We start from the raw sequence: 23,603 nt of genomic DNA on the forward strand, positions 1-23,603 counted from the left end.
CAAAAAATTGTTGGGGTATCGCCAAGCGGTAAGGCTCTGGTTTCTGATACCAGCATTCCGAGGTTCGAATCCTCGTACCCCAGCCAATTTCAAAAAGCCGTCCATTCTGTGGATGCACCCGTTGGGGTATCGCCAAGCGGTAAGGCTCTGGTTTCTGATACCAGCATTCCGAGGTTCGAATCCTCGTACCCCAGCCATATTAAAAAAGCTCGCTTCGGCGAGCTTTTTGCTTTCCTGCATTTATTACCTGATGGCACTACGCTTACCAGGCCTACAACGTTCTCTGTAGGCCTGTCTGAATTACAATCCTAACGCGTACTTGAGTGCCTGGCGTTTCAACATACCGGCGCGCTCTGCGGCCATTAGCCCAAGATTACGCATGATACGCAGCGGCTGCAGGTTGTTGCTAAATCCTGCGTAGAACAGATCCATGCCGCTTTGCATGATGAAATTGTCAGTCATGCGACGGTTCTGATAGCGCTTCAGCACCGGCTGACTTGCCCAGGACTCACCGTAGCTGCGCGCATTCACCAGCACGTCAATTAGCGCATCCACATCACGGAACCCCAAATTAACGCCCTGCCCCGCCAGCGGATGAATGGTATGCGCGGCGTCACCCACCAGCGCCAGTCCTGGCTGCACATATTGCAGCGCGTGACGGCGCGTTAGCGGGAATGCCCCCGCTGCCACAGGCGTAACGTTACCGAGTCGCGATGGGAAATGTTTGGCGATCTCCGCCTGCAGTTGCGACATATTCAAACCTTGCAACTGGCGGATACGCGCCGGTGAGTCGTACCACACCAGCGAGGCCCAGTTATCAAACAGCGGTAAAAATGCGCGCGGACCGTCAGGGGTGAATTGCTGCCAGGTGCTGTCTCCCGGCGAATTCTCGCACTGCACGGTTATCAACATACAGGACTGCGCATACTGCCAGGCATGGATACCAATCCCGGCCATTTTCCGCACCTGAGAATTTGCGCCATCGGCGCCGATGACCAGCTTCGCGCTGATTTTTTCGCCACCAGCCAGCTCAAGCTCATGCCGATCGTTATGTTGATGCAGAGAGATCAGCGACGCAGGCACGCGCAGCGTGACTTTGGGGTGAACGTCCAGAGCCTGCCAGAGCGCCTGTTGCAGGACCGTGTTTTCCACCATATAGCCCAGCAAGGGCAGCTTAAGCTCGGCGGCATCAAACATCACATGGGCATTTTCCCATTCCCACGTTTCCAGACGACGGTAAGGATGGCTGCGCATCCCCTGAACCGTATCCCAGACGCCCAGCCCTTTCAGTAACGACACGGAGGCGGAGCTGATGGCCGAAATTCTGACATCAGGCTGTCCGTCAGCCACAAACGGCGCGGGAACGGCATGCTCAATGACCGTTACCGTAAATCCATGCTGCGCCAGTCCTAGCGCCAGCGCGCCGCCGACCATCCCCCCGCCGACAATGGCAATTTCCGTTGGTTGATTTGTCATGGTCAATTATCCTGTTACATGTATTGTGTAAGTTTACAGGATTTTTTACCCCTTGAGGCTGACATCCGTCATACTGGTCACAACCGCGCCAAAGCAGTACACTATGCGCCCTGCATTTCAGCCACAATTTCGCAAGAGCAAGTCGATGACCAAAAAACTCCATATTAAAACCTGGGGCTGTCAGATGAACGAATACGATTCATCGAAGATGGCCGATCTGCTGGATGCCACCCATGGGTATCAACTGACCGACGTGGCCGAAGAAGCGGATGTGCTGCTGCTGAATACCTGCTCTATCCGTGAGAAGGCTCAGGAAAAAGTCTTCCATCAGTTGGGCCGCTGGAAGCTGTTAAAAGAGAAAAACCCCAAGCTGATCATCGGTGTCGGTGGCTGTGTTGCGTCTCAGGAAGGCGACCATATTCGCCAACGCGCGCACTATGTCGATATTATTTTTGGGCCGCAAACCCTGCATCGTCTGCCGGAAATGATCAACAAAGTGCGTGGAAGCACCACCCGTAGCCCGGTGGTTGATATTAGTTTCCCGGAGATCGAAAAATTCGACCGCCTACCGGAACCGCGTGCTGAAGGTCCAAGCGCTTTCGTGTCAATCATGGAAGGTTGTAATAAATATTGTACTTACTGCGTGGTGCCATACACCCGCGGTGAGGAAGTAAGCCGTCCGGCGGACGATATCCTGTTTGAAATCGCCCAGCTTGCGGCGCAAGGCGTGCGTGAAGTGAACCTGCTGGGACAAAACGTGAACGCCTGGCGCGGTGAGAACTACGACGGCACGATCGGATCTTTTGCCGATCTGCTGCGGCTGGTCGCGGCGATCGATGGCATTGACCGTATCCGCTTCACCACCAGCCATCCGATCGAATTCACCGATGATATCATTGAAGTGTATCGTGACACGCCAGAACTGGTGAGCTTCCTGCACCTGCCGGTACAGAGCGGTTCAGATCGCGTACTGAACCTGATGGGACGCACCCATACCGCGCTGGAATATAAAGCGATCATCCGCAAACTGCGCGCAGCGCGTCCGGATATCCAGATTAGCTCCGACTTCATCGTTGGCTTCCCTGGCGAAACCACGCAGGATTTCGAGCAGACCATGAAGTTGATTGCAGACGTCAATTTTGACATGAGCTACAGCTTTATCTTCTCTGCGCGTCCTGGCACCCCTGCCGCCGATATGGTTGACGACGTGCCGGAAGAAGAGAAAAAACAGCGCCTGTATATTCTGCAGGAGCGTATTAACCAGCAAGCCATGGCCTGGAGCCGTCGCATGGTTGGCACGACCCAGCGCATTCTGGTTGAAGGCACATCGCGTAAAAGCATCATGGAACTGTCTGGCCGTACCGAAAATAACCGAGTGGTGAACTTTGAAGGCAACCCGGAAATGGTCGGTAAGTTCGTGGATGTAGAAATTACCGATGTCTGGACGAACTCCCTGCGCGGTAAAGTGGTGCGCACCGAAGACGAAATGGGTCTGCGCATCGCTGAATCCCCTGAGTCAGTTATTGCGCGTACCCGCAAAGAAAACGATCTGGGCGTCGGTATTTATCAGCCTTAATCTTCAATGCCCGATGGCGCTACGCTTGTCGGGCTTACTCTTCTGGGCTCGCTGCCCCGGCGGGCCTTGTAATCTACCTCATCATCCCCATATTTATCGCAATGCTTGCGCCTTTCCCCCATGGCGTGAATAATTTCCTTAGATGCCGGTAAATGTTCAGCGTCCGGCAAGACATGCAAAAGAGGAACAGTTTGAACATAGACACTCGTGAAATCACACTTGAACCCGCAGACAATGCCCGCCTGTTGAGCCTTTGCGGCCCATTTGATGACAACATCAAGCAGCTGGAACGTCGCCTCGGCATCGAAATTAACCGCCGTGATAACCACTTTAAGCTGACCGGTCGCCCAATTTGCGTCACCGCGGCGGCAGATATTTTACGTAGCCTGTACGTCGATACTGCCCCAATGCGCGGTCAGACGCAGGACATTGAGCCTGAACAAATTCATCTGGCAATTAAAGAAGCGCGAGTGCTTGAGCAAAGCGCAGACAGCGTGCCGGAATTTGGCAAAGCGGTGAACATCAAAACCAAACGCGGGGTAATTAAGCCGCGTACGCCGAACCAGGCACAATACATTGCGAATATCCTCGACCACGACATCACCTTTGGCGTTGGCCCTGCGGGTACGGGTAAAACGTATCTTGCGGTTGCCGCTGCGGTCGATGCGCTTGAGCGTCAGGAGATCCGTCGAATTCTGCTGACCCGTCCGGCAGTGGAAGCGGGCGAAAAACTCGGCTTCCTGCCGGGTGACCTCAGCCAGAAAGTCGATCCCTACTTACGACCGCTGTATGACGCACTGTTCGAAATGCTCGGGTTTGAGAAGGTCGAAAAGCTGATTGAGCGTAACGTCATTGAAGTTGCGCCGCTGGCCTACATGCGCGGTCGTACGTTAAACGATGCGTTCATCATTCTTGATGAGAGCCAGAACACCACCATCGAACAGATGAAAATGTTCCTGACCCGTATCGGCTTTAACTCCAAAGCGGTTATCACCGGCGATATCACCCAGATTGACCTGCCGCGAAGCACCAAATCCGGTCTGCGTCATGCCATTGAAGTACTGGCTGAAGTCGACGAAATTAGTTTTAATTTCTTCCATAGCGAAGACGTGGTTCGCCACCCGGTGGTCGCCCGTATCGTCACGGCGTATGAAGCCTGGGAAGAAGCAGAACAGAAACGCAAAGCCGAGCTGGCTGCAGAACGCAAGCGCGAAGCTCAGGAGCAGGAACAAAAATGAGTCAGGTTATTCTCGATTTACAGCTGGCATGTGAAGACGAATCTGGTTTACCAACAGAAAGTCAGTTTCAGGGTTGGCTGGATGCGGTGATCCCACAGTTTCAGGAAGAGTCTGAAGTTACCATTCGTCTGGTCGATGACGCGGAAAGCCACGAGCTGAACCTGACCTATCGCGGGAAAGATAAATCAACCAACGTACTCTCTTTCCCGTTTGAAGCCCCGCCGGGCATTGAAATGCCGCTGCTGGGCGATTTGATCATCTGCCGTCAGGTAGTCGAGAAAGAAGCGCAGGAACAAGGCAAACCGCTTGAGGCCCACTGGGCGCATATGGTGGTGCACGGTAGCCTGCATTTACTCGGTTACGACCATATCGAAGACGATGAAGCGGAAGAGATGGAATCCCTCGAAACAGAGATTATGCTTGCTCTGGGCTATGAGGATCCGTACATTGCCGAGAAAGAATAAGCATTTCGAAATCTTGTAAGCCTGATAAGGCGCAGCCGCCATCAGGTATTGCGCCTTATCCGGCTTACCTGGTTTGAAGTACGATGAAGAGACATGCCGTCAACAGCTGAATATACGCATGACGAGCTTTGTATTAACTAACAAGAGAACCCATACGACGCCATGAGCGACGACAATTCACACAGTAGTGACACCTTAAACAGCAAAAAGGGATTTTTCTCCCTGTTACTGAGCCAACTTTTCCACGGTGAACCAAAAAACCGCGACGAACTGTTGGAGCTGATCCGTGATTCCGGGCAAAACGACCTTATCGATGAAGATACGCGCGATATGCTCGAAGGGGTGATGGATATTGCGGACCAACGCGTGCGCGACATCATGATCCCTCGCTCTCAGATGATTACCCTGAAACGCAACCAGACCCTGGACGAATGTCTCGATGTCATTATCGAGTCTGCCCACTCGCGTTTCCCGGTGATCAGCGAAGACAAAGATCACATTGAAGGGATTCTGATGGCCAAAGATCTGCTGCCGTTTATGCGCAGCGATGCCGAAGCCTTCAGCATGGAGAAAGTGTTACGCCAGGCGGTTGTCGTACCTGAAAGCAAGCGAGTTGACCGCATGCTGAAAGAGTTCCGCTCCCAGCGTTATCATATGGCTATCGTCATCGACGAATTCGGCGGTGTCTCAGGTCTGGTGACCATTGAGGACATCCTTGAACTGATCGTGGGTGAAATTGAAGATGAGTACGACGAAGAAGACGATATCGATTTCCGTCAGCTCAGTCGCCACACTTGGACCATTCGCGCTCTGGCGCCGATCGAAGACTTCAACGACGCTTTCGGTACCCATTTTAGCGACGAAGAAGTAGATACCATCGGCGGGCTGGTCATGCAGGCCTTTGGTCATCTGCCCGCGCGCGGGGAGACTATCGACATTGATGGTTACCAGTTCAAAGTGGCAATGGCCGACAGCCGTCGTATTATTCAGGTTCATGTCAGAATTCCGGACGACTCACCCCAGCCCAAACTGGACGAATAAACCCGAAACTGGATCTAAGACTACATGGCATTTGCCCCATTAATTGAACGCCAGCGCATTCGCCTGCTGCTGGCGTTATTATTCGGTGCCTGCGGGACGCTGGCTTTCTCTCCGTATGACATCTGGCCCGCTGCGATCGTTTCGCTGATGGGCCTGCAGGCTCTTACCTTCAATCGCCGTCCGCTCCAGTCTGCCGCAATCGGCTACTTCTGGGGATTGGGGCTGTTTGGCTCCGGCATCAACTGGGTTTACGTCAGCATCGCGCAGTTTGGCGGTATGCCGGGCCCCATTAATGTGTTCCTCGTGGTTCTGCTTGCCGCATACCTTTCCCTCTACACCGGCCTGTTTGCCGGCGTGTTGGCGCGTCTGTGGCCGAAAACCACCTGGATACGCGTGGCGATTGCCGCGCCGGTCGTCTGGCAAATAACCGAATTCCTGCGCGGCTGGGTACTGACCGGCTTCCCGTGGCTACAGTTCGGCTACAGTCAGATCGACGGTCCGTTAAAAGGGCTGGCTCCGGTGATGGGCGTTGAGGCGATTAACTTCCTGCTGATGGTGGTTAGCGGCCTGCTGGCGCTGGCGCTGGTGACGCGTAACTGGAAGCCGCTGATTGCCGCGCTAGTGCTCTTTGCTCTGCCCTTTCCGCTGCGCTATATCCAGTGGTACACGCTTGAGCCGGAAAAAACCACTCAGGTCTCGATGGTGCAGGGCGACATTCCGCAGTCGCTCAAATGGGATGAAGGTCAGTTACTCAACACCCTGAAGATTTATCTCGACGCCACCCAGCCTGAGATGGGCAAATCACAGCTGATCATCTGGCCAGAATCCGCTATTCCGGACCTGGAAATTAATCAGCAGCGTTTTCTGGGCATGATGGATGACCTGCTGAGATCGAAAAACAGCACGCTGATTACCGGTATCGTTGACGCACGGCTGAACAAGCAGAATCGTTACGACACCTACAACACCATCATCACGCTGGGTAAAGACAGCCCGTACAGTTACGACTCCAGCAACCGCTACAACAAAAACCATCTGGTACCGTTTGGCGAGTTCGTCCCGCTGGAATCGATCCTGCGCCCGTTAGCGCCGTTCTTTGACCTGCCAATGTCGTCTTTCAGCCGTGGGCCTTATGTGCAGCCACAGCTGCATGCGCACGGCTTTAAGCTGACGGCTGCCATCTGCTATGAAATCATTCTTGGCGAACAGGTACGGGATAATTTCCGCCCGGATACGGACTACCTGCTGACGATTTCCAACGATGCCTGGTTTGGTAAATCCATCGGCCCGTGGCAGCACTTCCAGATGGCGCGTATGCGTTCACTCGAGCTGGCGCGCCCTCTGCTGCGTAGCACCAACAACGGTATTACGGCGGTGATTGGTCCACAGGGTGAGATTCAGGCGATGATCCCGCAGTTTACCCGCCAGGTCCTGACCACCAGCGTGACGCCAACGACGGGCTTAACCCCTTATGCCCGTACCGGTAACTGGCCGCTCTGGCTGCTTACCGCGCTGTTTGGCTTTGGTGCGGTAGTAATGAGCCTGCGCCAGCGTCGTAAGTAACCTTCCTTTCCCGGCCGGATAACGTTTCGCTTATCCGGCCCACAAAACATTTCCCGCTCCCCATTCTGGCACGTCTATTGCTTTGTTCTACAAGACAAATGCAGTTTTGGCTGAATGTGCAACCTGGTCGCACCAACGTTGAGCGCCGGTAGCACCTGAAAAGTGCAACAAGATATTTTTGCCCCCAAATGGTGCGGCGCACCTCGCAAAAATAAACAATAAAACAGCAAATTCTTTACACTCATCCAAACTAAATGTTAACAAACATATACAAGACTGCACGTTTTAGTAGCAAACAATAACAACATCACAATGGGTATCAATGCGTCCCTGGCGCAGACGATAAAGGAGTTGGATATGCAATTACGTAAGCTCGCCACTGCCATGCTGGTCATGGGAATGTCCGCCGGTCTGGCGCACGCAGAAGACGCAGCACCAGCGGCAGGCAGCACGCTGGACAAGATCGCCAAAAACGGCGTGATTGTGGTCGGCCACCGTGAATCATCGGTACCGTTTTCTTACTACGATAACCAGCAAAAAGTGGTCGGTTATTCACAGGATTACTCCAACGCGATCGTTGAAGCCGTGAAGAAAAAGCTGAACAAGCCTGACCTGCAGGTGAAACTGATCCCGATTACTTCACAAAACCGTATCCCGCTACTGCAAAACGGCACCTTCGACTTTGAATGTGGCTCCACCACCAACAACGTCGAGCGCCAAAAACAAGCGGCTTTCTCTGACACCATTTTCGTCGTCGGTACTCGTCTGCTGGCGAAAAAAGGCGGCGACGTCAAAGATTTCGCCGATCTGAAAGGTAAAGCCGTAGTCGTGACCTCGGGTACCACCTCAGAGGTGCTGCTGCACAAGCTGAATGAAGAACAAAAAATGGATATGCGCATCATCAGCGCGAAAGACCACGGTGACTCTTTCCGTACTCTGGAAAGCGGCCGCGCCGTTGCCTTTATGATGGATGACGCCCTGCTGGCTGGCGAGCGCGCGAAGGCGAAGAAACCAGACAACTGGGAGATCGTCGGCAAGCCACAGTCTCAGGAAGCTTACGGCTGCATGCTGCGTAAAGATGACCCTCAGTTCAAAAAGCTGATGGATGACACTATCGCCAAGGCGCAGACCTCAGGCGAAGCTGAGAAATGGTTTGATAAGTGGTTTAAAAATCCAATTCCACCGAAGAACCTGAACATGAATTTCGAACTGTCAGACGAGATGAAAGCCCTGTTCAAAGAACCGAATGATAAAGCGCTTAACTAATTAATTAGAAGAGTACACAAAACCTTTCAAGTTATATCGAGGCGGCAACTGAGCGAATTCCCGGGCGCTTACATGAGTAAGTAACCGGGATGAATAAAGGCAGCCAACAACGAGATATCTTGAAGGATGAAGTGTAATCAGGGAGGCTTCCCCTCCCTCTCGATTGCTACTCAGCACGGACAGACTATAAGCCTGATGGTCGTTCCCCATCAGGCCTGAAAACCGCAAAACGCTGAATAACAATCTTCGGGGGTAGCGCTGCTACCCTTTTTTTTCTGGAGTAGATTTATGTCTATAGACTGGAACTGGGGTATTTTTTTACAACAAGCCCCGTTCGGCAACACCACCTATCTCGGCTGGCTCTGGAGTGGTTTCCAGGTCACTGTCGCGTTATCTATCACCGCCTGGGTTATCGCTTTCCTCATCGGCTCTTTATTCGGCATCTTACGTACCGTACCAAATCGTTTCCTTTCCGGGATCGGTACGCTGTACGTCGAGCTGTTTCGTAACGTTCCGCTCATCGTCCAGTTTTTTACCTGGTATCTGGTCATTCCTGAACTGCTGCCGGAAAACATCGGGATGTGGTTTAAGTCAGAACTGGATCCCAACATTCAGTTCTTCCTCTCATCCATGCTTTGTCTGGGGCTGTTTACCGCTGCGCGCGTCTGCGAACAGGTTCGTGCCGCTATTCAGTCTCTGCCTCGCGGGCAGAAAAATGCCGCGCTGGCGATGGGGCTGACGTTGCCGCAGGCCTACCGCTATGTTCTGCTGCCAAACGCTTACCGCGTGATTGTTCCGCCAATGACCTCAGAGATGATGAACCTGGTAAAGAACTCCGCGATCGCCTCCACTATCGGCCTGGTCGATATGGCTGCGCAAGCGGGTAAACTACTGGATTACTCCGCCCACGCATGGGAATCGTTTACGGCTATCACTCTGGCCTACGTACTGATTAACGCCGTCATCATGCTGGTGATGAATCTCGTCGAACGCAAAATCCGCCTGCCTGGCAATTTGGGAGGCAAATAATGTACGAATTTGACTGGAGTTCTATCGTCCCTTCCCTGCCGTATCTGCTGGATGGGCTGATCATCACGCTGAAAATCACCGTCACGGCAGTCGTCATTGGTATCGTCTGGGGGACCATCCTTGCAGTAATGCGTCTGTCCAGCTTCGCGCCAATTGCCTGGTTTGCGAAGGGCTACGTCAACGTATTCCGCTCCATTCCGCTGGTGATGGTGCTGCTGTGGTTCTACCTGATTGTGCCCGGCTTCCTGCAAAACGTGCTGGGTCTGTCGCCAAAAACCGATATTCGCCTGATCTCAGCGATGGTCGCATTTTCGATGTTTGAAGCCGCGTACTATTCCGAGATTATCCGCGCCGGTATCCAGAGTATTTCTCGCGGGCAGTCCAGTGCCGCGCTGGCGCTGGGGATGACCCATTGGCAGTCGATGAAGCTCATCATTCTGCCGCAGGCATTTCGCGCGATGGTGCCGCTGCTGCTTACCCAGGGCATCGTACTCTTCCAGGATACCTCGCTGGTCTATGTATTGAGTCTGGCAGACTTCTTCCGTACCGCCTCCACCATTGGCGAGCGTGACGGCACGCAGGTTGAAATGATCCTGTTTGCTGGTGCCGTTTATTTTGTATTCAGTCTGAGCGCATCGTTGTTGGTCAGCTATTTGAAGAAAAGGACAGTTTAATGATTACCCTGAAAAATGTTTCTAAATGGTATGGTCACTTTCAGGTGCTGACCGACTGCTCCACGGAAGTGAAAAAAGGTGAAGTGGTGGTGGTCTGCGGCCCGTCAGGTTCAGGTAAATCAACGCTTATCAAAACGGTGAACGGGCTGGAGCCGGTACAACAGGGCGTCATCACCGTTGATGGTACCGTGGTGAATGATAAAAAGACCGATCTGGCCAAACTGCGCTCTCGCGTTGGCATGGTGTTCCAGCACTTTGAACTGTTCCCGCATCTGTCGATTATTGAGAACCTGACTCTGGCGCAGGTAAAAGTGCTTAAACGCGATAAAAAGCCGGCCCGCGACAAAGCGCAAAAGTTACTGGAACGCGTTGGTCTGTCAGCGCATGCCGAGAAGTTTCCAGCTCAGCTCTCCGGGGGCCAGCAACAGCGTGTCGCCATCGCCCGGGCGCTGTGCATGGATCCTATCGCCATGCTATTTGACGAACCGACGTCAGCGCTCGACCCAGAAATGATCAACGAAGTACTGGACGTCATGGTTGAACTGGCCAATGAAGGGATGACCATGATGGTGGTTACCCACGAAATGGGCTTTGCGCGTAAAGTGGCGAACCGGGTGATCTTCATGGATGAAGGGAAGATTGTTGAAGACTCACCGAAAGAAGAGTTCTTCGCTAATCCAAAATCAGACCGTGCCAAAGACTTCCTCGCGAAAATCCTGCACTAATTTTGCTGGCGCGCACCTCCATGTGCGCGCCACCTCACGATTTATCTCTTCACTTCTCGAAACAGGCACAGCCCAGCGTTAACCTTGTCACAAAGTCCCACTTACAAGGAGCAACAATGGCACTTCCTATCCTGTTTGATTGCGATCCAGGTCATGACGACGCTATCGCAATTGTTCTCGCCCTCGCTTCACCTGAACTGGATGTGAAAGCGATAACCTCCTCTGCCGGTAACCAGACCCCCGACAAAACGCTGCGTAACGTATTGCGTATGTTAACGTTGCTCAACCGCACGGATATCCCAGTGGCCGGTGGCGCAGTCAAACCGCTGATGCGCGACCTGATAATTGCCGATAACGTCCACGGTGAGAGCGGGCTTGATGGCCCAGCGCTGCCTGAACCCGCTTTTGCTCCACAGGACTGTACCGCCGTGGAATTGATGGCGAAAACCCTGCGTAACAGTCAGGAACCGGTGACGATTGTCTCCACCGGGCCGCAAACTAACGTGGCATTGCTACTGAATAGCCATCCTGAACTGCACCCCAAAATCGCCCGTATCGTGATCATGGGTGGTGCAATGGGCCTCGGAAACTGGACGCCCGCCGCTGAGTTCAACATCTTCGTGGATCCAGAAGCCGCTGAGATCGTGTTCCAGTCGGGCATTCCGGTGGTGATGGCTGGACTGGATGTCACGCATAAAGCGCAAATACATCGTGAAGATACCGAACGGTTCCGCGCTATCGGCAATCCCATTTCGACAATCGTTGCTGAACTACTCGACTTCTTCTTTGAATATCACAAAGATGAAAAATGGGGATTCATTGGCGCGCCGCTGCACGATCCATGCACCATTGCCTGGCTGCTGAAACCTGAACTGTTTACCACCGTTGAACGCTGGGTTGGTGTGGAAACTCAGGGCAAATACACCCAGGGAATGACCGTGGTTGATTACTACTTCCTGAGCGGCAATAAGCCAAACGCCACCGTAATGGTGGACGTGGATCGCGAAGGTTTTGTCGATCTGCTGGCAGAACGGTTGAAGTTTTACGCCTAATGCGTAGGCCGGATAAGACGCAGCGCGTCGCATCCGGCAACATTATCACGGCTCAAACGGTCGACGCTGGAACTGATCGTGTCCGCATTTCGGGCATAGCGGCAGCACATCAGGAGTGTACACCGCTAAATGGAAGTGGCACTTCTCGCAGACCAGATTGCCCAACCCGACCACCTCGCCGCTGTGATAAACCCCGTGATGGCTGAGGTCCTGGAACACTTCGCGCCATTCGAGCTGCGTTTTATCGGTAATATCGGCCAGTTCCTGCCAGATACTCTCTTTGATAACCCGCATAAAGACGCTGTCGGTCTCCTCATCGAGGCTTTCTTCATAGCTCAGAGCAAACTCTTCCAGGTCGCGTCTGACGGCCCGGGTGAGCTCTTCCACCTCGGTGCGCGTTAACTCCCCGGTCTGCATAACGCGCTGACGCGCCTGTTCCACCAACGCATCAATATCGCGTTCGCCATTACGCAGGCGTTCACTCAGTGAAGCCACCAGTTCACGGTAATATTGAGCAACCTTGTTCATCGCTTCGCCTCCTGGGTCGTTAACTGTCTATAATAATAGACGTTATTTACGCTACGCTTTGCAAGACTGTCCACAGAGTGTGTAAATTCGTGCAAGAATTATCCTTACGGGAATTCAACGTTGAATGCGCGAAAGGCTGTTTTGGCGCGGGCGTTTGGGCTATGCTATGCGGATCTAAAACACCACATCTAGAGCTACGTTTGTAGCTGTATTGAAAACAGGACCACTGGCTGCCATGCAAGAGCAATACCGCCCGGAAGAGATAGAATCCAAAGTACAGCTTCACTGGGATGAGAAGCGCACATTTGAAGTTACCGAAGACGAGAGCAAAGAGAAGTATTACTGCCTGTCTATGCTTCCCTATCCTTCTGGTCGACTACACATGGGCCACGTCCGTAACTACACCATCGGCGACGTGATTGCCCGCTATCAGCGCATGCTGGGCAAAAACGTACTTCAGCCAATTGGCTGGGATGCGTTCGGCCTGCCTGCCGAAGGTGCAGCGGTCAAAAACAACACCGCCCCGGCACCGTGGACGTATGACAACATTACATACATGAAAAACCAGCTCAAAATGCTGGGTTTCGGTTACGACTGGAGCCGTGAGCTGGCGACCTGCACCCCGGAATACTACCGCTGGGAACAGAAGTTCTTCACCGAGCTGTACAAAAAAGGGCTGGTGTACAAGAAAACGTCTGCCGTTAACTGGTGCCCGAACGACCAGACCGTACTGGCGAACGAACAGGTTATCGACGGCTGCTGCTGGCGTTGCGATACCAAAGTTGAGCGTAAAGAGATCCCGCAGTGGTTCATCAAAATCACCGCTTACGCTGACGAACTGCTGCGCGACCTGGATAATCTGGATCACTGGCCTGACACCGTGAAAACGATGCAGCGCAACTGGATTGGCCGCTCTGAAGGCGTGGAAATCACCTTCGATGTGAACGGTTACGACAACACGCTGACCGTCTACACCACACGCCCGGACACCTTTATGGGTGCGACCTACCTGGCCGTTGCTGCAGGTCATCCGCTGGCGCAGAAAGCCGCTGAAAATAACCCAGAACTGGCTGCCTTCATTGACGAATGCCGCAACACCAAGGTTGCTGAAGCCGAAATGGCGACCATGGAGAAGAAAGGCGTCGACACTGGTTTCAAAGCCGTTCACCCGCTGACTGGCGAAGAGATCCCGGTTTGGGCGGCAAACTTCGTGCTGATGGAATACGGTACAGGCGCAGTTATGGCCGTTCCGGGTCACGATCAGCGCGATTACGAATTTGCGACCAAATATGGCCTGACCATCAAGCCGGTAATTCTGACCGCTGAAGGCGCAGAGCCGGATCTGTCTGAACAAGCGCTGACCGAAAAAGGCGTGCTGTTTAACTCCGGTGAGTTTGACGGCCTCGACTTCGAAGCGGCCTTCAACGCTATTGCTGACAAGCTGGTAGCTAAAGGCGTGGGTGAGCGTAAAGTTAACTATCGTCTGCGTGACTGGGGTGTTTCCCGTCAGCGTTACTGGGGCGCGCCGATTCCGATGGTGACGCTGGAAGACGGTACCGTCCTGCCAACGCCAGAAGACCAACTGCCGGTTATTTTGCCGGAAGACGTAGTCATGGACGGCATTACCAGCCCAATCAAAGCCGATCCAGAGTGGGCGAAAACCACCGTTAACGGTATGCCTGCGCTGCGTGAAACTGACACCTTCGATACCTTTATGGAGTCGTCCTGGTACTACGCGCGCTACACCTGCCCGCAGTATCAGGAAGGTATGCTGGATTCCGACGCGGCGAACTACTGGCTGCCGGTTGATATCTACATTGGCGGTATTGAACACGCCATCATGCACCTGCTCTACTTCCGCTTCTTCCACAAACTGATGCGCGACGCAGGCATGGTCAACTCTGATGAACCAGCTAAACAGCTGCTGTGTCAGGGGATGGTTCTGGCCGATGCGTTCTACTACGTTGGCGCCAACGGCGAACGTAACTGGGTTTCTCCGGTTGATGCCATCGTTGAGCGTGACGAAAAAGGTCGTATCGTCAAGGCTAAGGACGCAGAAGGCCATGAACTGGTGTATACCGGCATGAGCAAGATGTCCAAGTCAAAAAATAACGGTATCGACCCGCAGGTCATGGTTGAACGCTACGGCGCCGACACCGTACGTCTGTTCATGATGTTCGCTTCTCCGGCTGATATGACGCTGGAATGGCAGGAATCCGGCGTTGAAGGGGCGAACCGCTTCCTGAAACGTGTCTGGAAACTGGTTTACGAACATACGTCCCAGGGAGATGTTGCTGCCCTGAACGTTGATGTGTTGAGCGAAGATCAAAAAGCGCTGCGTCGCGACGTGCATAAAACCATTGCTAAAGTCACCGATGATATCGGTCGTCGTCAGACCTTTAACACCGCGATTGCGGCGATTATGGAGCTGATGAACAAGCTGGCGAAAGCACCGCAGGCAGACGAGCAGGACAGAGCCCTGATGCAGGAAGCATTGCTGGCTGTTGTACGCATGCTCAACCCGTTCACCCCACACGTTTGCTTCACCCTGTGGCAGGCGCTGAAAGGCGAAGGCGATATCGACAACGCGCCGTGGCCGGTGGCGGACGAAGCAGCAATGGTTGAAGACTCAACGCTGGTTGTGGTTCAGGTAAACGGCAAAGTACGTGGCAAAATCACCGTTCCGGTAAACGCCACTGAAGAGCAGGTTCGTGAACGTGCTGGCCAGGAGCATCTGGTGGCAAAATATCTTGATGGCGTTACCGTACGTAAAGTGATTTATGTACCGGGTAAACTCCTCAATCTGGTCGTTGGCTAAGCGCGGGAGGAAGCGTGCGACTTCTGACAACATTGTTGTTATCGCTGGCGGTGCTTGTCACCGCCGGGTGTGGCTGGCATCTGCGTAGTACTACGCAGGTTCCACCCTCAATGAAAACCATGATCCTGAACTCTGGCGATCCGAACGGCCCGTTAAGCCGCGCGGTGCGTAATCAGCTGCGTCTGAACGGCGTTACGCTGCTTGAAGACGGTACCATGCGTAAAGATGTGACGTCCTTACGTCTGGGTGCGGTCAGCCTTTCGCAAGATACGGCATCGGTATTCCAGAACGGTCAAACGGCTGAATACCAGATGGTGATGTCCGTAAGTGCTACTGTGCTGATTCCAGGTCATGATATTTACCCAATCAGCGCCAAAGTTTATCGTTCGTTCTTTGACAACCCACAGGCTGCACTGGCGAAGGATAACGAGCAGGACATGATCATAAAAGAGATGTATGACAAAGCGGCTGAACAGTTGATTCGTAAGCTGCCAAGCGTACATCTGGCCGATACTCAGTCATCCAATGCTGATGCTGAGCCTGCGGTGAATAAAACCGCAGCGCCTGCGTCATCTCCGGCGCGTGTCTCCACCACGCTGGGTAACTGATGCTCAAGTTGTACCCTGAACAACTCCGCGCACAGCTCAATGAAGGGCTGCGCGCGGCGTATTTACTCTTGGGCAACGATCCCCTCTTATTGCAGGAAAGCCAGGATGCCATCCGTCAGGCTGCCGCAACGCAAGGATTCGAAGAACACCACGCCTTCACTCTGGACAACAGCACCGACTGGGGAGAGATATTTTCACTCTGCCAGGCGATGAGCCTGTTTGCCAGCCGTCAAACCCTGCTTCTGCAGTTGCCTGAAAATGGCCCTAATGCCGCCATTAATGAACAGCTCGCGTCACTCGTCACTCTGTTACATGACGATCTGCTGCTGATGGTTCGCGGCAACAAACTCACCAGGGCACAGGAAAACGCCGCATGGTATACGGTGCTTGCGAATAACGCGGTGCAGGTAAGCTGCCAGACGCCGGAACAAGCACAGCTTCCTCGCTGGGTTGCCGCCAGGGCGAAACTTAACAACCTGCAACTGGATGACGCGGCCAATCAGCTTTTGTGCTATTGCTATGAAGGTAATTTGTTAGCACTGGCGCAAGCGCTGGAACGATTAGCGTTGCTTTGGCCTGACGGCAAACTAACGCTGCCTCGCGTAGAGAAAGCGGTTAACGATGCCGCGCACTTTACCCCATTCCACTGGGTAGACGCGCTGCTGATGGGCAAAAGCAAACGCGCGCTGCACATTCTGCAGCAGCTACGCCTGGAAGGTAGCGAGCCGGTTATTTTGCTGCGTACAATACAGCGTGAGTTGCTGTTGCTGGTTAACTTAAAACGGCAGTCGGCCCATACGCCTTTGCGCACGTTGTTTGATAAACACCGGGTGTGGCAAAATCGCCGGGGCATGATGGGAGATGCGTTAAACCGGCTGAACCCGGCGCAACTGCGTCAGGCTGTTACGCTTTTAACGCGTACGGAAATTACGCTTAAACAAGACTATGGTCAGTCAGTGTGGGCGGAACTTGAGGGGCTTTCCCTTTTGCTCTGTCATAAATCGCTGGCCGATGTTTTTATTGATGGTTGATATGAAATCATTGCAGGCTCTGTTCGGTGGCACCTTTGATCCGGTGCATTACGGTCATCTTAAACCGGTTGAAATTCTGGCGAATCTGATTGGCCTTTCCCGGGTCATCATCATGCCCAATAACGTGCCGCCACATCGTGCGCAGCCCGAAGCGTCCGGTGAGCAACGTAAGCGTATGGTTGAACTGGCCATTGCTGATAAGCCGCTGTTTTCCCTGGATGAACGCGAGCTGAAACGCGATACCGCCTCCTACACCGCGCAAACGCTAAAAGAGTGGCGCGAGGAGCAAGGCCCGAACGTGCCATTAGCGTTTATCATTGGTCAGGATTCGCTGCTTACCTTCCCTTCCTGGCATGACTACCACACGATTCTGGGTAATACCCATCTCATCGTGTGCCGACGTCCGGGCTATCCACTCGAAATGGCGCAGGAAAAACACCAGCAATGGCTGGAGGATCATCTGACCCATTCAGCAGATGACCTGCACAACCTGCCTTGCGGGAAAATTTACCTGGCCGAAACGCCGTGGTTTAACATCTCCGCCACGCTCATCCGTGAGCGCCTGGAAAAGGGCGAGCCGTGCGACGACCTGATGCCAGACGCGGTGCTTGACTATATCAATCAACAGGGACTGTACCGCTAAGCGCCTTGCGTAAGGCCGTCAGCAGGCGGTTATTCTCTTCCTGGCTGCGAACGGCTACCCGATAATAGCGCGCATCCAGCCCCGGATAATTGGCGCAACTGCGAATCAAGACATGCTGTTTCAGCAACGCAAGTTGCAGATCAATATCCGCACGATCGCAGCGTAATAAACGATAATTTGCCCGGCCGGGATACGCCGTCAGGCCGGGCAGATCTTGCAGTTGTTGATCAAACCGCTCCCCCTCTTGTTCCAGCCATTTCCACGTCGCCCGCTGATACGCGCTATCGCGTAAGATAATCTCGCCTGCCAGGGCAGCAAACGCATTAATTGACCACGGCATTTGTTGGCTGCGCATCTGTGCAACCGCCTGTTCGTTACTGTTGACCAGATACCCCAGACGCAGTCCCGGGATCGCATAGAACTTGGTGAGCGAACGCAGCACCCAAATATGCGGGTTCTCGTGCAGTAACGGGATAAACCCCGACTCCCCGGCAATAAAATCGATAAACGCTTCATCAAGGATCAGGGCGATCCCCAGCGACTCGCAACGCGTGGCAATTTCACGCAGCAGGCGGGTTTCAGGCAACAACCCGGTGGGATTATTGGGCGTACAGAGAAACAGGCAGTCCAGCTCAGGCGTTAACGCATCGAGGATCGCATCGGTAAGCTGCCAACCATCGTCTTCGCACAGCGCAAACTCATGGATCGTACAGTCTCCCCATTGCAGCGCCCGACGATATTCCGCAAATCCGGGCGTCACGATCATCGCGTGGCGTGGCTTCAGGCCATGCACCAGGGTAAAAATGGATTCGGTTTCACCGTTCCCGGCCAGGATCCACGAGGACGGAATTTGATGATGCTCCGCCAGCGCGGCATGCAGTTGCGCGTAATCGATATCCGGGTAACGCTCCGTGCAGTCCAGATTGTCGATAATCGCCCGTTTTAAACTTACTGGCATACCCAGCGGGTTAATATTCGCGCTAAAATCCAGCAACTGCTCAGGCAAGATGCCCAACAATTCGGCGGCTTCTCGGGTGTTACCGCCATGTGCGCTCTTCAATAAAGACATCGTGCCGCTCCACGTAAAAAAGGGTATTTTAGTGAAAAATCACTGCGCAATCAGGGCAAACATCATATTTTGTGCGAATAGCCTCACGAGGAAAACATGAGACTCTGGTTAGTACGTCATGGCGAAACCGAAGCCAATGTCGCTGGTTTATATAGCGGCCACGCCCCCACACCGCTAACGGAACGGGGGATCGCTCAGGCACAAACGCTGGGTACGCTGTTACGCAATGTCCCTGTCGACAACGTTCTGTGCAGCGAACTGGAACGCGCCCGCCATACAACGCAGTTGATTCTGGCAGAACGTGAAGTTCCTGTGCGCAACATGCCTGAGCTTAATGAGATGTTTTTTGGTGACTGGGAAATGCGTCACCATCGCGATCTGGCGCGCGAAGACGCCGAAAATTACGCCGTGTGGTGTAACGACTGGCAGAATGCGACGCCCACCAATGGCGAAGGTTTTCAGACGTTTTCCCAGCGAGTGGAACGTTTCATTGCCCAGCTTGCTGATTATAAAGCGTGCCAAAATCTGCTGGTGGTGAGTCATCAAGGCGTGCTGAGCGTGTTGATCGCCCGTCTGCTGTCCATGCCCGCTGCGGCAATGTGGCATTTCCGCGTCGAACAAGGCTGCTGGAGCGCAATTGATTTTTGTGACGATTTTGCGGTTCTGAAAGTGCTTAACAGCCGGGCCGTATGGCGCGACGGGGAGTGAAAGCGCTGTTTTTTATGCCGAAGGGCCTCTCTCCCATTGACACCCCATGACAGGCTGTTATTCTCCGCAGCCTGACTTTTCCCGCCCTTCAGAGCTTTGCAGAAATTGTTTTACAAAAATGGCGATGCATTCTGTGGCGTGGGGTGGGATGATAGCGCACTTCACAAGCGCATTCGGAGACATTTGTCCCGATATCGCCTCTGGTTCAGGTATACTAACAGACGTTTTTAACTCTTTTCACCCAGGGGGAACACTTGCAGGGTAAAGCACTCCAGGATTTTGTAATCGACAAAATTGATGACCTGAAAGGTCAAGACATCATCGCCTTAGACGTTCAGGGCAAATCCAGCATCACTGATTGCATGATTATCTGCACCGGTACATCCAGCCGTCACGTTATGTCTATTGCAGACCACGTGGTCCAGGAGTCCCGCACTGCTGGCCTGCTGCCGCTCGGCGTGGAAGGCGAGAACGTCGCTGACTGGATCGTCGTTGACCTCGGCGATGTGATTGTCCACGTGATGCAGGAAGAGAGTCGTCGCCTGTATGAACTGGAAAAACTCTGGAGTTAATGCGTGAAGCTGCAACTTGTCGCTGTGGGTACGAAAATGCCTGACTGGGTACAAACCGGATTTACCGAGTATCTCCGTCGGTTTCCGAAAGATATGCCCTTTGAGCTGATCGAAATCCCGGCAGGAAAGCGCGGCAAGAACGCGGACATTAAACGCATTCTCGACAAAGAGGGTGAGCAGATGCTGGCTGCCGCAGGCAAAAACCGCATCGTCACCCTTGATATCCCGGGTAAACCCTGGGACACGCCGCAGCTGGCGACCGAACTGGAGCGCTGGAAACTGGACGGTCGTGACGTCAGTCTGTTAATTGGCGGGCCGGAAGGTCTCTCTCCTGCCTGTAAAGCCGCAGCGGAACAAAGCTGGTCACTCTCTGCATTAACCCTTCCACACCCTCTTGTTCGGGTTCTGGTTGCGGAGAGTCTGTACAGGGCGTGGAGCATTACCACCAACCATCCTTATCACCGTGAGTGATCATTGATTCTTGAGTAGATTAAGCAGCGGATGAAACTACAGAATTCTTTTCGCGACTATTCGGCTGAGTCCGCGCTGTTTGTGCGCCGGGCGCTGGTCGCTTTTTTGGGGATTTTGCTGCTAACCGGCGTGCTGATCGCCAACCTTTATAATCTGCAAATCGTTCGCTTCACTGATTATCAGACCCGTTCGAACGAAAACCGCATCAAACTGGTGCCTATCGCGCCGAGTCGCGGCATCATTTATGACCGCAACGGAATTCCTCTCGCCCTTAACCGCACCATTTATCAGATAGAAATGATGCCGGAAAAGGTAGACAACATTCAGGATACCCTCGACGCGCTGCGTAACGTCGTAGACCTGACGGACGACGATATTGCTGCCTTTAAAAAAGAGCGCGCCCGTTCACACCGTTTCACCTCAATTCCGGTAAAAACCAACCTGACTGAAGTTCAGGTCGCACGCTTTGCCGTGAATCAATATCGCTTTCCTGGGGTCGAAGTTAAAGGCTATAAACGCCGCTATTACCCATACGGCTCTGCGCTGACCCACGTAATTGGCTACGTATCGAAGATCAACGATAAAGACGTAGACCGCCTGGACAAAGACGGCAAACTGGCTAACTACGCGGCAACGCATGACATCGGCAAGCTGGGTATTGAACGTTATTATGAGGACGTGCTTCACGGCCAAACCGGGTATGAAGAAGTTGAAGTGAACAACCGCGGCCGCGTCATTCGCCAGCTGAAAGAAGTAGCGCCGCAGGCCGGGCACGATATCTATCTCACCCTTGATTTGAAACTCCAGCAGTATATTGAAACGCTGCTGGCGGGCAGTCGTGCCGCCGTGGTGGTTACCGACCCGCGTACCGGTGGCGTTCTGGCGCTGGTATCTATGCCGAGCTATGACCCGAATCTGTTCGTGGATGGTATCTCCAGTAAAGATTACTCCGGGTTGCTCAATGACCCGAACACCCCCTTGGTTAACCGCGCCACACAGGGTGTTTACCCCCCTGCTTCGACGGTTAAACCTTACGTTGCGGTTTCTGCGTTAAGCGCAGGCGTCATCACCCGCAATACCGGCCTGTTCGATCCGGGCTGGTGGCAGCTACCGGGCTCTGAAAAACGTTACCGCGACTGGAAAAAGTGGGGGCACGGCCATCTGAACATCACCCGCTCACTGGAAGAGTCCGCGGATACGTTTTTCTATCAAATCGCCTATGATATGGGGATTGACCGGCTTTCAGAGTGGATGAGCAAATTTGGCTACGGCAAATATACGGGCATCGATCTTGCCGAAGAGCGCTCCGGCAATATGCCAACCCGCGAGTGGAAGCAAAAACGGTTTAAAAAGCCATGGTATCAGGGTGATACCATTCCCGTCGGCATCGGCCAGGGTTACTGGACAGCAACCCCAATCCAGATGAGTAAAGCGCTGATGATCCTTATCAACGACGGTTTGATAAAAGTCCCGCATCTGCTGATGAGCACGGCAGAAAACGGCAAGCAGGTGCCGTGGGTACAGCCACACGAACCACCCGTTGGCGATATTCATTCTGGTTACTGGGAAATCGCGAAAGACGGTATGTACGGTGTTGCGAACCGCCCTAACGGAACTGCGCATAAGTATTTTGCTGGCGCGCCTTACAAAATTGCGGCGAAATCCGGTACCGCGCAGGTCTTTGGCCTGAAAGCTAATGAAACCTATAACGCGCATAAGATCGCCGAGCGTTTACGTGACCACAAGCTGATGACGGCCTTCGCCCCCTATGATAAACCCCAGGTCGCTGTCGCCATGATCCTTGAAAACGGCGGTGCGGGTCCGGCGGTGGGTACCATTATGCGCCAGATCCTTGACCATATTATGTTGGGCGACAACAACACCAATCTGCCTGCGGAAAACCCAGCGGTTGCAGCAGCGGAGGACCAATAATCGTGACGGATAATCCGAACAAAAAAACATTCTGGGACAAAATCCACATAGATCCCACAATGTTGCTTATTTTGCTGGCTCTGCTGGTTTACAGCTCACTGGTCATCTGGAGCGCCAGCGGCCAGGATATTGGCATGATGGAGCGCAAAGTCGGCCAGATCGCAATGGGCCTGGTCATCATGGTAGTGATGGCGCAAATTCCCCCCCGGGTGTATGAGGGCTGGGCGCCCTATCTCTATATCTTTTGCATCATTCTGTTGGTGGCGGTAGACGCCTTCGGCGCCATTTCCAAAGGTGCGCAGCGCTGGCTGGATTTGGGTATCGTGCGTTTTCAGCCTTCTGAAATTGCCAAAATCGCCGTGCCGCTGATGGTTGCGCGCTTTATTAACCGTGACGTTTGCCCACCATCGCTAAAAAATACCGCCATTGCGCTGGTGCTGATTTTTATGCCCACGCTGCTGGTCGCCGCCCAACCAGACCTCGGCACTTCAATTCTGGTCGCCCTTTCCGGTCTGTTTGTCTTGTTCCTTTCTGGTTTGAGCTGGCGCTTAATCGGCGTTGCGGTGGTTCTGGTCGCGGCGTTTATCCCGATACTGTGGTTCTTCTTGATGCATGATTACCAGCGTCAGCGCGTCATGATGCTGCTCGACCCGGAAACCGATCCGCTGGGCGCGGGTTATCACATAATTCAGTCTAAAATTGCTATTGGCTCCGGCGGGTTACGCGGCAAAGGCTGGCTGCATGGTACACAATCGCAGCTTGAGTTTTTACCCGAACGCCACACCGACTTTATCTTTGCTGTCTTAGCGGAAGAGCTGGGTCTGGTGGGGATCTTGATTCTGTTGACGCTCTACATTTTGCTGATTATGCGCGGATTATGGATCGCTGCCCGCGCGCAAACTACCTTTGGTCGCGTCATGGCGGGTGGCTTAATGTTGATATTATTCGTTTATGTCTTCGTAAATATTGGTATGGTGAGCGGTATTCTGCCCGTGGTTGGGGTTCCACTCCCACTGGTCAGTTACGGAGGCTCGGCACTTATCGTGCTGATGGCCGGGTTCGGGATTGTTATGTCGATCCACACCCATAGAAAAATGTTGTCGAAAAGCGTGTAAGGGG

General features: G+C 53.4%; 22 protein-coding genes and 2 tRNA genes. 21 read left to right on the plus strand and 3 right to left on the minus strand.

The window, feature by feature from the left end; all coding sequences use genetic code 11:
• Positions 1-11: 11 nt before the first annotated feature.
• Together HV352_RS16765 and HV352_RS16770 are read left to right on the plus strand one after the other, a co-directional pair.
• A tRNA-Gln gene (locus tag HV352_RS16765) sits at positions 12-86 on the plus strand.
• 36 nt (positions 87-122) lie between these two features.
• A tRNA-Gln gene (locus tag HV352_RS16770) sits at positions 123-197 on the plus strand.
• A 103-nt stretch (positions 198-300) separates the two neighbouring features.
• On the opposite strand, the gene ubiF is transcribed toward HV352_RS16770, so the two are convergent.
• The gene (ubiF, locus tag HV352_RS16775) at positions 301-1,476 is read right to left on the minus strand and encodes a 3-demethoxyubiquinol 3-hydroxylase (RefSeq protein ID WP_016152246.1); all 1,176 of its coding nucleotides are present in this window, start codon (positions 1,474-1,476) and stop codon (positions 301-303) included.
• A 145-nt stretch (positions 1,477-1,621) separates the two neighbouring features.
• Here ubiF and miaB point away from each other — a divergent pair, with 145 nt between their 5' ends.
• The 10 genes from miaB (at position 1,622) to rihA (ending at position 12,104) form a co-directional block, all read left to right on the plus strand.
• On the plus strand, positions 1,622-3,052 hold the full coding sequence (miaB, locus tag HV352_RS16780; protein ID WP_016152245.1) for a tRNA (N6-isopentenyl adenosine(37)-C2)-methylthiotransferase MiaB: 1,431 nt from the start codon (positions 1,622-1,624) through the stop codon (positions 3,050-3,052).
• A gap of 191 nt (positions 3,053-3,243) precedes the next feature.
• The gene (locus HV352_RS16785) at positions 3,244-4,290 is read left to right on the plus strand and encodes a PhoH family protein (protein WP_019076268.1); all 1,047 of its coding nucleotides are present in this window, start codon (positions 3,244-3,246) and stop codon (positions 4,288-4,290) included.
• A complete protein-coding gene (gene ybeY, locus HV352_RS16790) occupies positions 4,287-4,754 on the plus strand; it encodes an rRNA maturation RNase YbeY (RefSeq protein WP_003835559.1) in 468 nt (155 codons plus the stop codon). Before HV352_RS16785 ends, ybeY begins: the two co-directional genes overlap by 4 nt.
• A 162-nt stretch (positions 4,755-4,916) precedes the next feature.
• A complete protein-coding gene (corC, locus tag HV352_RS16795; RefSeq protein ID WP_005121418.1) occupies positions 4,917-5,795 on the plus strand; it encodes a CNNM family magnesium/cobalt transport protein CorC in 879 nt (292 codons plus the stop codon).
• Positions 5,796-5,819: 24 nt separating this feature from the next.
• The gene (gene lnt / locus HV352_RS16800; protein WP_094760687.1) at positions 5,820-7,358 is read left to right on the plus strand and encodes an apolipoprotein N-acyltransferase; all 1,539 of its coding nucleotides are present in this window, start codon (positions 5,820-5,822) and stop codon (positions 7,356-7,358) included.
• A 357-nt stretch (positions 7,359-7,715) separates the two neighbouring features.
• Complete coding sequence (gltI, locus tag HV352_RS16805) at positions 7,716-8,624, plus strand: glutamate/aspartate ABC transporter substrate-binding protein GltI (RefSeq protein ID WP_016152242.1); 909 nt, start codon at positions 7,716-7,718, stop codon at positions 8,622-8,624.
• A 288-nt stretch (positions 8,625-8,912) separates the two neighbouring features.
• On the plus strand, positions 8,913-9,653 hold the full coding sequence (gltJ, locus tag HV352_RS16810) for a glutamate/aspartate ABC transporter permease GltJ (RefSeq protein ID WP_016152241.1): 741 nt from the start codon (positions 8,913-8,915) through the stop codon (positions 9,651-9,653).
• Positions 9,653-10,327, plus strand: a complete 675-nt coding sequence (gene gltK, locus HV352_RS16815) for a glutamate/aspartate ABC transporter permease GltK (protein WP_003022757.1) — start codon at positions 9,653-9,655, stop codon at positions 10,325-10,327. Before gltJ ends, gltK begins: the two co-directional genes overlap by 1 nt.
• Positions 10,327-11,052, plus strand: coding sequence for a glutamate/aspartate ABC transporter ATP-binding protein GltL (gene gltL / locus HV352_RS16820; RefSeq protein WP_003022754.1), 726 nt, complete (start codon positions 10,327-10,329; stop codon positions 11,050-11,052). Before gltK ends, gltL begins: the two co-directional genes overlap by 1 nt.
• A 116-nt stretch (positions 11,053-11,168) precedes the next feature.
• On the plus strand, positions 11,169-12,104 hold the full coding sequence (gene rihA, locus HV352_RS16825; RefSeq protein WP_046274594.1) for a pyrimidine-specific ribonucleoside hydrolase RihA: 936 nt from the start codon (positions 11,169-11,171) through the stop codon (positions 12,102-12,104).
• Between the two features lie 45 nt (positions 12,105-12,149).
• Here rihA and HV352_RS16830 read toward each other — a convergent pair whose 3' ends face one another.
• Positions 12,150-12,632: a zinc ribbon-containing protein gene (locus tag HV352_RS16830; RefSeq protein WP_003022748.1), complete on the minus strand. Its 483-nt coding sequence runs from the start codon at positions 12,630-12,632 to the stop codon at positions 12,150-12,152.
• Between the two features lie 235 nt (positions 12,633-12,867).
• Between HV352_RS16830 and leuS the strand changes: the two genes are divergently transcribed.
• From leuS to nadD, 4 genes are read left to right on the plus strand one after another with little or no spacing between them, the layout of a single operon-like run.
• The gene (gene leuS, locus HV352_RS16835; protein ID WP_181634914.1) at positions 12,868-15,450 is read left to right on the plus strand and encodes a leucine--tRNA ligase; all 2,583 of its coding nucleotides are present in this window, start codon (positions 12,868-12,870) and stop codon (positions 15,448-15,450) included.
• A gap of 14 nt (positions 15,451-15,464) precedes the next feature.
• The gene (gene lptE / locus HV352_RS16840; protein ID WP_016152238.1) at positions 15,465-16,058 is read left to right on the plus strand and encodes an LPS assembly lipoprotein LptE; all 594 of its coding nucleotides are present in this window, start codon (positions 15,465-15,467) and stop codon (positions 16,056-16,058) included.
• Positions 16,058-17,089: a DNA polymerase III subunit delta gene (holA, locus tag HV352_RS16845; RefSeq protein ID WP_181634915.1), complete on the plus strand. Its 1,032-nt coding sequence runs from the start codon at positions 16,058-16,060 to the stop codon at positions 17,087-17,089. The genes lptE and holA overlap by 1 nt, the downstream gene beginning before the upstream one ends.
• A gap of 1 nt (position 17,090) precedes the next feature.
• Entirely contained in the window at positions 17,091-17,732 is a 642-nt protein-coding gene (nadD, locus tag HV352_RS16850) for a nicotinate-nucleotide adenylyltransferase (RefSeq protein WP_087121840.1), read from the plus strand.
• Here the strand turns inward: nadD and cobD are convergent.
• Positions 17,707-18,801, minus strand: a complete 1,095-nt coding sequence (cobD, locus tag HV352_RS16855; protein ID WP_137352683.1) for a threonine-phosphate decarboxylase CobD — start codon at positions 18,799-18,801, stop codon at positions 17,707-17,709. The genes nadD and cobD overlap by 26 nt on opposite strands.
• A gap of 96 nt (positions 18,802-18,897) precedes the next feature.
• Between cobD and HV352_RS16860 the strand changes: the two genes are divergently transcribed.
• The 5 genes from HV352_RS16860 to mrdB all read left to right on the plus strand — a co-directional run bounded on the left by HV352_RS16860 (position 18,898) and on the right by mrdB (position 23,599).
• A complete protein-coding gene (locus HV352_RS16860; protein WP_016155967.1) occupies positions 18,898-19,509 on the plus strand; it encodes an adenosylcobalamin/alpha-ribazole phosphatase in 612 nt (203 codons plus the stop codon).
• Between the two features lie 254 nt (positions 19,510-19,763).
• Positions 19,764-20,081, plus strand: coding sequence for a ribosome silencing factor (rsfS, locus tag HV352_RS16865; protein ID WP_003022728.1), 318 nt, complete (start codon positions 19,764-19,766; stop codon positions 20,079-20,081).
• Between the two features lie 3 nt (positions 20,082-20,084).
• Positions 20,085-20,552: a 23S rRNA (pseudouridine(1915)-N(3))-methyltransferase RlmH gene (gene rlmH, locus HV352_RS16870; protein WP_003022725.1), complete on the plus strand. Its 468-nt coding sequence runs from the start codon at positions 20,085-20,087 to the stop codon at positions 20,550-20,552.
• Between the two features lie 30 nt (positions 20,553-20,582).
• Positions 20,583-22,484: a peptidoglycan DD-transpeptidase MrdA gene (gene mrdA, locus HV352_RS16875; protein ID WP_016152233.1), complete on the plus strand. Its 1,902-nt coding sequence runs from the start codon at positions 20,583-20,585 to the stop codon at positions 22,482-22,484.
• A 2-nt stretch (positions 22,485-22,486) separates the two neighbouring features.
• Positions 22,487-23,599 (plus strand): peptidoglycan glycosyltransferase MrdB, encoded by a 1,113-nt coding sequence (mrdB, locus tag HV352_RS16880; protein ID WP_006685529.1) that lies wholly within the window; start codon positions 22,487-22,489, stop codon positions 23,597-23,599.
• Positions 23,600-23,603: the final 4 nt, after the last annotated feature.

The sequence above is a fragment of the Citrobacter sp. RHBSTW-01044 genome (assembly GCF_013781945.1).
GTDB lineage: Bacteria > Pseudomonadota > Gammaproteobacteria > Enterobacterales > Enterobacteriaceae > Citrobacter > Citrobacter braakii.

Coding starts and splice junctions, on each gene's coding strand:
- lnt (WP_094760687.1), top strand. CDS start 5,820: ATGGCATTTGCCCCATTAATTGAACGCCAGCGCATTCGCCTGCTGCTG.
- gltI (WP_016152242.1), top strand. CDS start 7,716: ATGCAATTACGTAAGCTCGCCACTGCCATGCTGGTCATGGGAATGTCC.
- cobD (WP_137352683.1), bottom strand. CDS start 18,801: ATGTCTTTATTGAAGAGCGCACATGGCGGTAACACCCGAGAAGCCGCC.
- nadD (WP_087121840.1), top strand. CDS start 17,091: ATGAAATCATTGCAGGCTCTGTTCGGTGGCACCTTTGATCCGGTGCAT.
- leuS (WP_181634914.1), top strand. CDS start 12,868: ATGCAAGAGCAATACCGCCCGGAAGAGATAGAATCCAAAGTACAGCTT.
- gltK (WP_003022757.1), top strand. CDS start 9,653: ATGTACGAATTTGACTGGAGTTCTATCGTCCCTTCCCTGCCGTATCTG.
- HV352_RS16860 (WP_016155967.1), top strand. CDS start 18,898: ATGAGACTCTGGTTAGTACGTCATGGCGAAACCGAAGCCAATGTCGCT.
- corC (WP_005121418.1), top strand. CDS start 4,917: ATGAGCGACGACAATTCACACAGTAGTGACACCTTAAACAGCAAAAAG.
- ubiF (WP_016152246.1), bottom strand. CDS start 1,476: ATGACAAATCAACCAACGGAAATTGCCATTGTCGGCGGGGGGATGGTC.
- rihA (WP_046274594.1), top strand. CDS start 11,169: ATGGCACTTCCTATCCTGTTTGATTGCGATCCAGGTCATGACGACGCT.
- miaB (WP_016152245.1), top strand. CDS start 1,622: ATGACCAAAAAACTCCATATTAAAACCTGGGGCTGTCAGATGAACGAA.
- mrdA (WP_016152233.1), top strand. CDS start 20,583: ATGAAACTACAGAATTCTTTTCGCGACTATTCGGCTGAGTCCGCGCTG.
- gltJ (WP_016152241.1), top strand. CDS start 8,913: ATGTCTATAGACTGGAACTGGGGTATTTTTTTACAACAAGCCCCGTTC.
- gltL (WP_003022754.1), top strand. CDS start 10,327: ATGATTACCCTGAAAAATGTTTCTAAATGGTATGGTCACTTTCAGGTG.
- HV352_RS16830 (WP_003022748.1), bottom strand. CDS start 12,632: ATGAACAAGGTTGCTCAATATTACCGTGAACTGGTGGCTTCACTGAGT.
- holA (WP_181634915.1), top strand. CDS start 16,058: ATGCTCAAGTTGTACCCTGAACAACTCCGCGCACAGCTCAATGAAGGG.
- ybeY (WP_003835559.1), top strand. CDS start 4,287: ATGAGTCAGGTTATTCTCGATTTACAGCTGGCATGTGAAGACGAATCT.